The sequence below is a fragment of the Nostoc sp. genome (assembly GCF_036917455.1).
Taxonomy (GTDB): domain Bacteria; phylum Cyanobacteriota; class Cyanobacteriia; order Cyanobacteriales; family Nostocaceae; genus Nostoc.
In genome coordinates this window covers 66,440-79,248 of sequence record NZ_JBALDK010000021.1, presented here as the reverse complement: position 1 = coordinate 79,248, position 12,809 = coordinate 66,440, and the positions used below count along the sequence as shown (strand labels likewise).

Sequence of the window (12,809 nt, the reverse complement as noted above, 5' to 3'; positions counted from 1 at the left end):
CCACTAGCGGGCTTCGCTCGTCTAGCTACAGGTTTATAACCTACGGCATTTCATGTCAATTACTAAGCTGTTCCACATTTAAATTACATAATTAGGGCAGGCAAGATGCCCACCCCACAAGAGTTATAAAAATTTTAGATATGCAAACTAGATGTGGTTTAGCTTACCTACCTCGCCGCCGTTGGCATACCCAAAATATCCTCAATCCTGGGCATATCTTCCAACGCAATCACCCTTCCTTCATCCTCAAAACCGGCAATTTGATCGAAGTTCAAATACCGATACAAATCATCTGCAAAAGGATGAATTCTACTCGCCACAATATCCAAATATTCCCGCACTGTCGGAAGCCGCCCCAGCAGCGCACAAACTGCGGCTAATTCTGCTGAACCAAGATACACTCGCGCATCTTTACCCATGCGATTATTGAAGTTGCGGGTAGACGTAGAAAAGACTGTTGTGCCATCAGCAACTCGCGCCTGATTACCCATACACAAACTACATCCTGGCATTTCTGTTCTAGCACCCGCAGCCCCAAATACGCTGTATACACCTTCTTCTTTTAATTGGTGTTCATCCATGCGGGTTGGTGGTGCTATCCACAGGCGAGTTTTCACTTCACCTGCGCCTTCTAAAACTTTCGCTGTTGCCCGATAATGACCGATATTTGTCATACAAGAACCGACGAATACTTCTTGTACCGGATCGTTCGCAACTTCCGATAATAACTTAACATTATCGGGGTCATTGGGAGCAGCAACAATTGGTTCTTTGATTTCGTTCAAATCAATTTCAATTATTTCGGCATACTCTGCATCAGCATCGCCTTCTAATAACACGGGATTTGCTAACCATTCTTCCATCTTTGCCACACGGCGCAGCATGGTACGCGGATCGTCATAGCCCCGTGCTATCATATTTTTCAGCAGCGCTACGTTAGAACGCAGATATTCCGAAATTGTCTCTACACTCAGCTTAATTGTACATCCGGCACAAGAACGCTCGGCACTAGCATCGGTGAGTTCAAAGGCTTGTTCAACTTTTAAATCTGGCAAACCTTCTATTTCTAGAATTCGCCCGGAGAAAACATTTTTCTTATTCTGCTTCTCTGCTGTCAGCAAACCTTTTTGAATTGCCACATAAGGAATAGCATTTACAACATCCCGCAGGGTGACACCTGGTTGCAATTCACCTTTAAATCTTACCAAAACTGACTCTGGCATATCTAAAGGCATGACACCCAAAGCCGCCGCAAAGGCTACTAATCCCGAACCGGCGGGGAAGGAAATACCCAAGGGGAAGCGGGTGTGAGAGTCGCCGCCAGTTCCCACTGTATCGGGTAGCAGCATCCTGTTTAACCAAGAATGGATGATACCATCACCGGGACGGAGGGCAACACCGCCACGAGAGGCAAAGAAGTCGGGGAGTTCGTGATGGGTTTTGATGTCTACTGGTTTGGGATAAGCAGCAGTGTGGCAGAAACTTTGGATAACTAAGTCTGCACTGAAACCAAGACAGGCGAGTTCTGTCAACTCGTCGCGGGTCATGGGGCCTGTGGTATCCTGGGAACCAACGGTAGTAATGATGGGTTCGCAGGATGTGCCGGGACGCACACCAGGTAATCCGCAAGCTTTACCGACCATTTTCTGTGCCAGGGTGTAGCCTTTACCTGTATCAAAGGCTTGCTGGGGACGGGTGAAAACGGTGCTGGGTTCTAAACCAAGTGCAAGACGAGTTTTGTCGGTGAGGGTACGGCCGATAAGTAAGGGGATGCGTCCACCTGCACGGACTTCATCGAGGATGGTGTCGGGTTTGAGGGCAAAGGTGGAAATGACTTCGCCTGCTTCGTTTGTGATTTCGCCTTTGTAGGGATAGATGGTAATTACCATGCCGGTTTCGAGTTTGGTGACATCGCACTGAATAGGCAAAGCACCGGCATCTTCAGCAGTGTTAAAGAAGATTGGCGCGATCGCACCACCTAAAACATAACCCCCAGCGCGTTTGTTTGGCACAAAAGGTATATCATTTCCTGTATGCCACAATACGGAGTTAATGGCAGATTTGCGCGAGGAACCAGTACCAACCACATCCCCTACGTAAGCTACAGGATGCCCTTTTTTCTTCAGTTCGGCAATGGTTGCCACACTTCCCGGTTGCCGTGACTCTAACATCACTAAGGCGTGTAAGGGAATATCTGGGCGAGTTGTGGCACTTTGGGCGGGGGATAAATCATCGGTATTGGTTTCGCCAGGAACTTTAAAAACGGTGACAGTAATCGCTTCTGGTACTGTGGGGCGAACGGTAAACCATTCAGCTTCCGCCCAAGAGTCAATTACTAGCTTGGCGAAAGGATTGGTTTTAGATAACTCTAAAACATCGTGGTATGCGTCATACACCAAAAGAATTTTGCTTAAAGCGTTGGCGGCATAAGCGGCGATGGGTTCCTTTCCTTGTCCGCCCATTACCAGAGGTGTTTCGGATGAGTCGGAGACGGATACAGTGGGCAATTGCAGCAAATCAATTAAAGATTGGACATTGTAACCACCAATCATTGTCCCTAGCAATTGCACCGCTTCTATGGGCGCAATCAACGCACAGGTGACTTCCTTTTTGGCAATGGCGGTGAGAAATCCAGCTTTGACATAAGCTGCTGGATCGACACCAGGAGAAACGCGATCGCTCAATAAATGCAATAATATATCCTCTTGACCCTTGGGCGGATTTTTCAGTAATTCACATAATTCTGAGGTTTGCTTCGCGTCTAATGGTAAAGGAGGAATACCGAGTGCTGCCCTTTCAGCAACGTGTTTACGATATGATTCCAGCATTTTTATGTTCTCCATTGGGATTTTCTCCCTTTAATTATGAAATATTTTTAGGCAATACTCGGCTATAAAAGTTTAGCTTACTTTTATAGCTGAAAGCCTTATGAGTAATCGCTTGACTGCAATTTTTTTATACTGAAACTTTAGTGTTTGAAAAGTATTGGGCGAATGGAATTCGCTACTACACTAAACTTAGTCCACCTCCGTGGACTAAGAGAAAATTAAAACTTTTTAACCTGGGAGAAAATGTACTCCTGATAACCAACCGTCTTTTTGCATAGTTCCAAAGCTAGATAATCTAGTTTCAGATATGCTAGGTGTAAAAACCCACACCACAATACAATTTGGGAATTTCTGAGTCTTGTCGTTTGGTTTTATTAGCTTTAGATTTCCGTCGCAGAAAAGCCTTGATTTCTAATAATTTGAGAATACAGTCGCAGATTTCATCGTTATAAGCTGAATTGCGGAAGGATTCTATTATTACAGAATATTCAGCAAATCTTCCTAACAAACCGAGTATTTGTAAATTAGAGTTTTGCTGTTTGGCAGGAGTGAATAAAACATCTATTTCTTTAATCTCTCCTGTTACTTTTTCAGATGCTTTTATTCAATCTACTCGGATTTTGGGACTGAATCAAAAATCTGTAAATTATCTGTAGGGTCACTTTTCACTTTCTTAGTTCATCGATTGTTCAAAAGGGTTAATGGTCTTAGCTGAATCTGTAATTAGCCGAATTTTAATCTCATGGTAAAACTCCTCTTGAAGTAGCTCTACTTTCGATTGAGCCGAAAGTAGTAGTAGCGCCCAGAAAACGCTAACTAAATGACTGTGTTTAGACTCATATCCAGACCCATTTTGGTTGATAAGCTTTGTCTGAGTCCACAACTCTACAAGTTGTTCTAAATTCAACCAATTTTGTTCTGAATCTAGCCCCCTTGCTGATAAATTCAACACTTGTTCAAGTTCTCCAGCTACTTCCGTCAGATTTTCCTGGTGAGCTAACTCCAGCGCCTCCCGCATACTTTGGACGCTAGGTAGACGTTTGGGACGGATAGGTTTGCTGACTTTTTCTACCAGTTTTAGCTGGTTCGCCATAATCTGCAATTGCTTGATTAATTCTTGCAGAGTCACCCGGCGCTTTGGTGGCGGCATTGCCGATGCACGACGACGCAATTGCCGTTCTAGTGGTAGACGATGGCCCTGATGTGATATTCCGTCTTCATCTTCCATTAGGGCATCATCTAATACACCATCTTGAGCATCTCCTACTGTTGATAATTGCATCAATGTATTGGCTTTGAACAATACCAGCATTGATGCTGACAAAAATGCCTGTCCAGATTGAGACAAATCCGCTTCATAGCCTCTTCCTATTGACTCCGGTGCCATCAGTTCCAAGTAACGGTCAATCACCTCAATCACTTGGACATCCCAAGGGTCTATTTCTCCTTGTTCAGCTTGGTAAATCAGGCGTGTGATTGTTTCTAATAGCTCGGAAGCTTCCATCAATAGGTTCTAAGTTAATTAATGAGAATCAAAAGACCTTAACTTCAACAGTAAACTCATTGACTATTGGCAAAGCATGTACTTTAGATATTTGCTTGCACTTTTTTAATCAGGAATTGCCTGCTGGCAGTATCCTCTGAAATTTGTAATCAATCACCATTGTGAATTGTGAGATCGGAATGTGCAACTTTTGGGATTGAGGATTGGAAATGGGAAGAGGACAAGAGAATTAGGGACAAGGGGAAATACTTGTTGCAAGTTCCCAGATTATTTGTCTTTCCATCTTCCTACTTCCTACTCTCTAATCCCTGCTCACCTGCCATCTCAATTTGGGGGTGGGTCATGAGCAATAGTAACGGTTGATACAAACTCACTCGGCTTAACGCTTTTTATCGCATCGAAAGTGCCTTTAATAGTACCAGCGATGGGAACAGCAACAAGCGTCCCCAACAACCCAGCAATCTCAAATCCCATCAAAATAGCCACAAAAATCCAAATAGGATTCAGCCCAATAAAGTTGCCGAGTAACCTGGGAGCTAACAGGTTATCTTTAAGCTGTTGCATAAGAATTGCCGCTATGGCAACTTGAACTGCTAACCACCAATTTTGCAGTAGTACTAAAATCGTCACCAGACCAATGCCGAGAGATGCCCCAATAAAGGGAATAAGTTCCGATATCCCAATTAGTATGGCAAACAACAGGGCAAAGGGAACTTTCATCACTAAGAAAATTGGTGTCAGGGTTAGCACCATAAACAGTCCTAACAACAACTGACTGAGAAAGAAGTTCTGGAAATTTAGGCGCAAGGCTGTGGTAAGAGGCTCTCCAATATTAGAGGGTAAAAGATTGACTAGACCATACCAAACGCGCTCGCCGTATAAAAGCATATAAAATGCAAGCACAATGACTAACACTAAGTCAAGTAATCCTGACAGCAATGTTCCAGCAAATCCCACTGCACCAGAAGCTAGTTGTTGCACCAGATTCTGAATATTGGCATTGATTTGACTGCTTACAACCCTTAGATCAATTGGCAAACGTCGTTGTTTTGCCAGCATCTCAAACTGCTCTAAGTTTGCCTGACTAGCGCCTAACCAATCAGGGATCTTATTTAACAGTTGGATTGTTTGGTCAACGATCAACGGCACTAGGGTAACACCTAGAATCCCTACTAGGGTAAGCGTTGCAAGTAAGACTACGATCACCGCCTGAGTGCGCGTGATTTGGGCACGTTCAAAGAACTTAACCGGGTAATTGAGTAGAAAAGCCAAAATCGCCGCAATACTCAAGACGGTAAGGGGATGCTGGAAGTAGCGACAAAGCACGGACAGTAGCCAGACATTAAGAGCGATAATTGGACCGCTCAGACCATAAATTAACAGGCGTTTAAGGGAGGCCGAACGGCGCATTTTATGCAACCTATTTTAGATATTGCTGAGAGAATTTGTAAAATTATTGATGGCACTAATTATTTATCATCATAGATTTTTTTTAACAAAGAGATATATATAAAAGCATAAGCGCATCTGATACTAAGGAAGTAAATAAAAATGGACAAAACCATAGCTGACCTCCGCAAAGACTACACCTTGGAAGGTTTAAGCGAACTCGAAGTAGACCTCAATCCTTTTATCCAATTTAAAAAATGGTTCGATCAGGCTCTAGCTGGGCAACTCTCCGAACCCAATGCCATGACCATTGCTACCGTTACACCAGATGGTAAACCCTCAGCCAGAATGGTGCTGCTAAAGGATTTTGATGAACGTGGCTTTGCTTTTTTCACCAACTACAACAGCCGCAAAGGACAAGAATTGGCAGAAAATCCTCTGGCGGCTTTAGTCTTCTGGTGGGCAGAACTAGAACGCCAAGTTCGGATTTGTGGCTATGTAGAAAAAGTTTCCAAAACTGAGTCCGACCAGTATTTTGATACTCGCCCTGCCAACAGTCGCTTGGGTGCGTGGGTATCTAATCAAAGTGAGGTGATAGAAAGCCGAGAAGTCTTGGAGCGACGTTTGCAGGAGTTCTACAGTAAATATGAAAATCAAGAGATCCCCCGACCGCCTCATTGGGGAGGCTTACGGGTGATCCCCACAGAAATTGAGTTTTGGCAAGGACGCTCTAGCCGCTTACACGATCGCTTACTCTATAGCCGTTTAGATAATGGCACTTGGAAAATTGAGCGATTATCACCTTGAAGGGAGAAGGGAGCAGAGGGGACAAGGAGATTAACCATGCCCAATTACCAATTTGCCGTATCAGAACATCTATTAAATGTCAATAGATTACCACTGAGCGATCGCGTCTTGAATTGCTGCCCGTGCTTCTGATAGAGATTCGGTACGGGCATCACCCTCGTTCAGTCTGTTGGCGTTAATAAATTGAATATCTGTAACTCCAATAAAGCCGAAAATCGTCCGCAGGTAGGGTTCTTGGAAATCATAAGCAACGGCAGGGGAGGCCGGGCTAAAGTCACCGCCACGGGCTGTAATAACAACTGCCTTTTTTCCCTCGACTAACCCTTTAAAACCTTGAGCATTTAAGGCAACAGTCCGGTTAATGCGAACGATTTGGTCGATGTAAGCCTTAAAAGTGGAAGGTATATTGAAGTTGTACATTGGCACTCCAAAGACATAGCGATCGGCTGCCAAAAACTCATCAACCAGTTCGTCAGAAATTCTAATTGCCTCAGCTAATTCTGGGGTATGGGTTTCTGGTGGTGAAAATGCCGCCGCAATCCAAGCTTCATCAACGTGAGGAACTGGGTGATGCCCTAAATCTCGATAAGCGATCGCATCTTCAGGATGTTCTGCCCTCCAAGCACTGACGAATTCTTTAGATAGTTCTCGTGAGTGCGATCGTTCAGCCCGGGGGCTTGAATCAATATGTAGAATATTTACCACCAAATATCTCCTGATTAGCTAGGATTTACTACTCTTACATTTTTTGGGTCTAAATTTCAAAGCATTACATCAGATCCTAAAAGTAACTAGTTACTAAAGTAAAGTAGTTACCATAAAGTAACTATGGAAAATTTTTGATTAACATAATTAATGTCTGTCTGTAAAATCAAAAATTCTTTTATCACAAAATAATTCAGGAATTAGAATCTAGAATTTAGAATTCAATATCTGTACTTGTTTCAGGTGAATAAATTGGTTTAATCCTTCTCATTAATTATCTTGTTGCACACCGTTTACTACTGGCTTAATTTCAGAAAATGGATCGGTGCCACCACCCCAGTTAAAATCACTAATTCGGATGCTGAAGCCACCTAACTGCAACACCGGATTGTAACGCAAGGTGATGCCATAGGTGCGACGGCTATATTCCAAAATGTAGTCAGTGCTTGTCTCTCTACCTGTATCCAAGTTAACAGATGTTTGAAAGCCTAAGCGAAAAGGTCCGTAGATTTGCTGTGATATCCCAGCGCTTAACACTTTGTTATCAACGGAGCGATCGAACAAAAAGGGAGATAATCCGTTGTTTAAGCCTTGAGAGTAACTAACATTAAAGGCGGTATAGTCTAAAAAAGGTCGAGAAAAATGACCGATTTGCCCAAGTAAGCCAATTGTACCAGTTAGGGTGCTTTGGTTATCACCATTGGTATAATAACTGTTAGTGCCTGTGAGAATAGCGATCGCTTGCAAGTAAGGAACTACAGGGGTAGCTGTGTATCGTAATCCCTGACTGGAAGTGGGTGGTAATGGTTTTCCTTGCCATAGCAATAACCCTTTACTGAGGGAAGCACTAGCTTGAAAACGACCTAGTGAGATGCGATCGTTTTCCCGTATGGGTTCTAGCAAGTCTTGGCGATCGGTATTGGCATCAATATACTGAGCACCTGCTTGATAGGTGAGGTTGATGCCACTCTTGCCTAAAGGAATTACAGGAGAGGTAATCACGGCGCCAAAGCTGCTCTGCACAGTTTGAAAGCCGAGAGTACCGTTGTAGAGCCGATCGCGGTAATTATATTGCACATTCAAGACATGGGGAAGGCGATCGCCTAATATCTGGCGCAATCCCAAATTTATTCGCAAATTGTCTTCCACCTTGTTTAAGTCAAAACTGGTTAACTGACCAGTTCCCTCAATTACGGCTCGTGGACTCAAAACAGAATTTATCTTTGTCTTTACAGCAAACAGTGCGCCTAAATCACTCGTGCCTTCTTGCACAGCTCTTTGTATTAGCAACTGAGGCGTAATCGTCCAGCTTGTCTTCTCTGTATCGATCAGTGGAAAGCCACGCTCAATATACAAACCACCCCGATCTTCTCCATCATAGCCGGGGGAAACTATCGCAGGTGTAACGTCCCGCTCTCGACGGTCAATAGTCCGCTCATTCAACGGAATTGGTAAGGAGATTGTTTGATCCAATACCAAACGCTGCTTCTGTGTCCTGATGCGGTCTACCAAGGGTGATTCTCGCGTCAGAGTTACTGTATCTGCGCGTAATTCTAGTTCTGGGGGCGAAAAAGGATCGTTGGTGATGCGAACATCCCTTGCTTGCCAACCTTGCGGATAGAAGTCAATATGTTCAGCTTCAAACCTGAGTCGATTGACTGCACCCCCTGCTTTCGGGGGTGGGATGTTGCTAGCATCGGACTGACCACCCAATGCCACATCAATCTGTCCAGGACTGCTCACACCCGAAAGGGGCTGATTGGCTCTAATGCGATCGCTCGGTGGACGTTTTGGCACTCCACCAGCAGTGATATTTGTGGGTGATAAAGCTAAATCTGTTTGTGCTGAGGGTAAATAAATTTCTCCTCTACCATTTAGCAGTTCCCCACTATCTTGAACAAAGTTATAGGTAAAGCGTTGTCCACGCAGTATCTGATCGCCCCGGGTTAAAGTTACGTTGCCTTCCCCCGCAGCAATCAAGTTGTCCAAATTGACTTGTAGGCGATCGGCATCTACTACCGCTCCATCAAATCGCACTAATACATTACCTACAGCTGTAATAATTCGCCGTTGCTCGTCATACTCTTGCCGATCTGAAGTTACTTCTACAATTCTCGGTTTGGCTGGCGAAGTGCTAGTAGGCGCTTGTGGCTGATTGGTGGTATTTACTTTTGGTGTAGGGGTAACTGCTTGAGCTTGTTGTTGGACTTGGGAACTGAATTCTACAGTGAGCGGTGTTGAGAGTTGCTTTGTCGGGTTACGAGACTGAAATTTTATAAAATGTTGTACTGATTGAGAACTTGGTGCAAGATCGGCAGCAGATACAGAGATATTATCTTTTTTTGGAGACTGTGGCGCAGTAATAATATCACTTTGCTGTTTTTGCTGGGTTAACTTCTCAGCTAAAATTTCCGCCTTGGATGTGACTAACTTATTGTTTGTAACACTTGGGGCAATTTGAAGGGGAACCGGAGATTGGGCGACCAGGGGATTTGGGGAAACTCCATAGCTAAATCGTGGAGAGTCCAAAAAGTTTTGTTTTTCTCCAGCAACATAGTTGGGATTTAGCGTAGACGCAAAGCGGTTTGTCGTCAGACATCGCTCACCAAGTTTTTGAGAAGGTTCGCATCTTACATCTAGAGAAGCCTCCGCTCCAACTTTTATTGGCAATGCAGTAGCTTCTCTTTGCTTCTCCCGTTTGCGTAACGCCGCTCTTAGGAGAAGTTCCGAGCGCCGAACGCCGATGCTTGAACTTGTCTTTGTGTCTTCTTTATCTTGGTTATTAGAGGTTTTAACCTCCTGCGTGGGATAGCCAACAACCAGTGATTGCCCCAATAGTCCAGCACTTCTAGAGCCAGTAATGGGAGAAATTTCTGGTGGAAAGGTTTCTGGTGGATGGGGTACAGAAGGAGTTTCCACAACTACCAAGTCATTCTGAGTTGAGTTTGTCGGAGTTGGCAATTGCGAATGACTCTTGTTCTCATCCGCAATTGCCAACTCAGCCAAATTCTTGGACTGCTTGGATTTGTCTGTCTTTTGCTGTATTCCAGTTTCTACAACTGAAAGAAACTTTGTATGACTAACAGATGAGGTGGGATTTACAGATTGTAAAGATTCGAGGATAGGAGGCGGATTGGGTGGCAGAACTGGATGAAGCATAAGTGAGCAAAATCGGGCTAACAAACAGCCAAATGACGGACGGAAGGATAAACTATACATTTTGCCTTCCGACTGTCGCCTTCTGCTACCTACAGCAAGCTACCTGGAGGAAGAAACTTACTAAATTTCCCTTAGTAAGTTTCAGTGGCGTTTAGTATTTTCCGCCTTCCAAAGTCGCGGATGATTTATCGCCCTTTTACTCTAAGTCCCGACGGCCGGGGTTACGAGCTGGATCGTTCGACAAAAATCCGAAGATGAAGATAGTAACGAAGAAGGCAACAACAATATAAACAGCGATTTTTAAAGTCAGCATAGAAATATCTCCAAGGGGTAAAACAAAGAAAGCTTTTCTTTGAGGATCTGCCATGCAGAAAAGATAGCTACTTTATATTACCCAAATCTCGTCCCTTTTTTAGACGACTCTAGGGATTGGGGAACTCGGGGCCCCCTCTGGGGATTAGGGGCGATGGGGACTGGCAGTGTCTATCTTACAGTTATTGAGAATGGTGCAAGATGTCAACTGTCTGACTTTTAGATGACCCTAAGAAATAACTCAGAGATTAGTTTACTCTTGTGACGTTCGTTAACGGTAAAAGTTTCTAAAAAAAAGGTAGAGGCATAAGATTACAGGTTAGAAGAAATAATTCTCCTTGTCCCCAGTCCCCATTCCCCTATTTCTCAGCTTGAAGTTTTGCTAGGTCTTTACCAGTTCGGTTTTTGATTACTCGTGCAGGTATGCCTACAGCAATGGATAAAGGAGGAATATCTTTATTGACAACTGTTCCCGCACCAATAACACTGCCTTTGCCGATGGTAACGCCATCTAATACCGTTACTCCATGACCTAGCCAACAGTCATCTTCAATCACAATTCCCTTGCGAGTAACACCTTGGTATTTAATCGGCTCTATCGGATCGGCAAAATTATGATTATTAGCATATATCCCTGAGTGGGCAGCAATCATACAATGCTTACCAATTTTAATGTTTCCTGGCCCCTCAATACAGACGTTGGGAGCAATGAAGGTGTCTTCATCAATATCTATACACGTATCTTCCAAACACCCTATATCAACGTTCCGCTCAATAGCTACTCTATTTCCTAGATGAATTCTATTATTTTTGTGTCCTCTAGCATCTATCCGTACACCTTTGAAAATATATACTCCACTGCCAATTTCAATACAAGAAGTACCGTTAAATTCAACACCATTTTGAATATAAACTGGGCTGTCTATTTGGGCAAAAATACTCCGATATCCTAAATTACGCAACTTCGGACCCAGAAGAAGTGTAGGAATATCTCCTAACACAGTAGTTACTACAAGTTCTTGCACGCGCTGCAATTTTGAAAAATATTGCTCGTTATGCATAGCTACATATCTCTTTAATTAATTGTTGTTGACAGTATTGAAAGTTGTTTTGCCCGTATCCTAATCTTCTGCCAATATCTAGGCATTTTGTATTTCTTAATACATAAATAAAGTGGCAGCATTACCAAAAACTACCCATATTTGTAGATAGTTTTCCAGATGTTGGAAAACTAGAGTCTGGCTTGAACTATGCGAGCAATTCTTGAACTTAAGTGCGGCATAGTTACTGAACTGGTATGCATAATTACATTGATTCGTTAGAAGCTTTTGTACCAGTTAAGACCCGTAAAAATTTTGCTTCTTTTTCACTAGGCTCAACTAACAAAACAATGTCAGTGCATTATAGAGTCAAATCTCAGACTATTAAATTTTCTGATGGGTAAATTTGCTGGTTTAGATAAGGTACAATTTCGGTAATTCGGCAAATTTGAAAAGCTTGTTACGCAACGAAGGATGAAGTTGTTTGCCTTGAAGCTACTTTATTTCAGGCAATTTTAGTCTTTTGAAACAACTCATCTACACAAGCTATTTTGCAACAAAAAATACATTTAACTAGACTATTTTAAAGATTTAGATAAAATTTCTGCCTAGCATGACAATGTAATTATTGTTGGGTTTTATCGGGTATCTTTGCCCAAATAAACCCAATTAGGGTGGATTATCTCCCACATCAGCCATCACATTGAAGTTAACCATCGGTGCAAACAAGTAAGCGCTTCCCCGACTGCTATGACGGCTTTCTTGCAACGAATTTCTAGAGTATGCTGCTCCAATCATGTTGCACACGGATGATTTACAGACTAGCCAATTCACGTTTGTAATTACATGAATCGTTTTAAGAACAATTGTTTTTAACGATAACACATTTTATTTTTAGTGGAACATTCTCAAATAATTTGATTTCCAAGTTTATTGTCGATCAAAATAGCGCCAATCGGTTAACTTTTTTATTGGAGCGATTCCTGCGGCGGGCAAAGCCTATGCTACTCTTAAATAATTTTCTCCACTTAGTTAAAATTCCTTGAGGATGGTAATTTTAAAAAT

At 43.0% G+C, this 12,809-nt stretch carries 9 protein-coding genes and 1 pseudogene; 1 reads left to right on the top strand and 9 read right to left on the bottom strand.

The features are described 5' to 3' along the window. Positions 1 to 167 precede the first annotated feature (167 nt). From acnB to V7K42_RS02235, 4 genes and pseudogenes are all read right to left on the bottom strand, one after another. Positions 168 to 2,828, bottom strand: coding sequence for a bifunctional aconitate hydratase 2/2-methylisocitrate dehydratase (gene acnB, locus V7K42_RS02250; protein WP_334913172.1), 2,661 nt, complete (start codon positions 2,826 to 2,828; stop codon positions 168 to 170). Positions 2,829 to 3,062: 234 nt separating this feature from the next. Next, positions 3,063 to 3,432, bottom strand: a pseudogene (locus V7K42_RS02245) (DUF4351 domain-containing protein); the annotation flags it as partial. A 69-nt stretch (positions 3,433 to 3,501) separates the two neighbouring features. After that, positions 3,502 to 4,332, bottom strand: a complete 831-nt coding sequence (locus V7K42_RS02240; RefSeq protein WP_334913135.1) for a ScpA family protein — start codon at positions 4,330 to 4,332, stop codon at positions 3,502 to 3,504. A gap of 324 nt (positions 4,333 to 4,656) precedes the next feature. Further along, the gene (locus tag V7K42_RS02235; protein WP_334913133.1) at positions 4,657 to 5,742 is read right to left on the bottom strand and encodes an AI-2E family transporter; all 1,086 of its coding nucleotides are present in this window, start codon (positions 5,740 to 5,742) and stop codon (positions 4,657 to 4,659) included. A 141-nt stretch (positions 5,743 to 5,883) separates the two neighbouring features. Here V7K42_RS02235 and pdxH point away from each other — a divergent pair, with 141 nt between their 5' ends. After that, positions 5,884 to 6,528 (top strand): pyridoxamine 5'-phosphate oxidase, encoded by a 645-nt coding sequence (gene pdxH, locus V7K42_RS02230; RefSeq protein WP_334888107.1) that lies wholly within the window; start codon positions 5,884 to 5,886, stop codon positions 6,526 to 6,528. A gap of 87 nt (positions 6,529 to 6,615) precedes the next feature. Here pdxH and V7K42_RS02225 read toward each other — a convergent pair whose 3' ends face one another. From V7K42_RS02225 to V7K42_RS02205, 5 genes are all read right to left on the bottom strand, one after another. Then, positions 6,616 to 7,233 (bottom strand): FMN-dependent NADH-azoreductase, encoded by a 618-nt coding sequence (locus V7K42_RS02225; RefSeq protein WP_334913131.1) that lies wholly within the window; start codon positions 7,231 to 7,233, stop codon positions 6,616 to 6,618. Between the two features lie 270 nt (positions 7,234 to 7,503). Beyond that, entirely contained in the window at positions 7,504 to 10,452 is a 2,949-nt protein-coding gene (locus V7K42_RS02220; protein ID WP_334913129.1) for a DUF3769 domain-containing protein, read from the bottom strand. 136 nt (positions 10,453 to 10,588) lie between these two features. Then, on the bottom strand, positions 10,589 to 10,705 hold the full coding sequence (locus V7K42_RS02215; protein WP_041566417.1) for a photosystem II reaction center protein I: 117 nt from the start codon (positions 10,703 to 10,705) through the stop codon (positions 10,589 to 10,591). Positions 10,706 to 11,063: 358 nt separating this feature from the next. Further along, positions 11,064 to 11,765, bottom strand: coding sequence for an acyltransferase (locus V7K42_RS02210; RefSeq protein WP_334913127.1), 702 nt, complete (start codon positions 11,763 to 11,765; stop codon positions 11,064 to 11,066). Between the two features lie 648 nt (positions 11,766 to 12,413). Beyond that, entirely contained in the window at positions 12,414 to 12,629 is a 216-nt protein-coding gene (locus V7K42_RS02205; RefSeq protein ID WP_334913176.1) for a hypothetical protein, read from the bottom strand. Between the last annotated feature and the right edge of the window lie 180 nt (positions 12,630 to 12,809).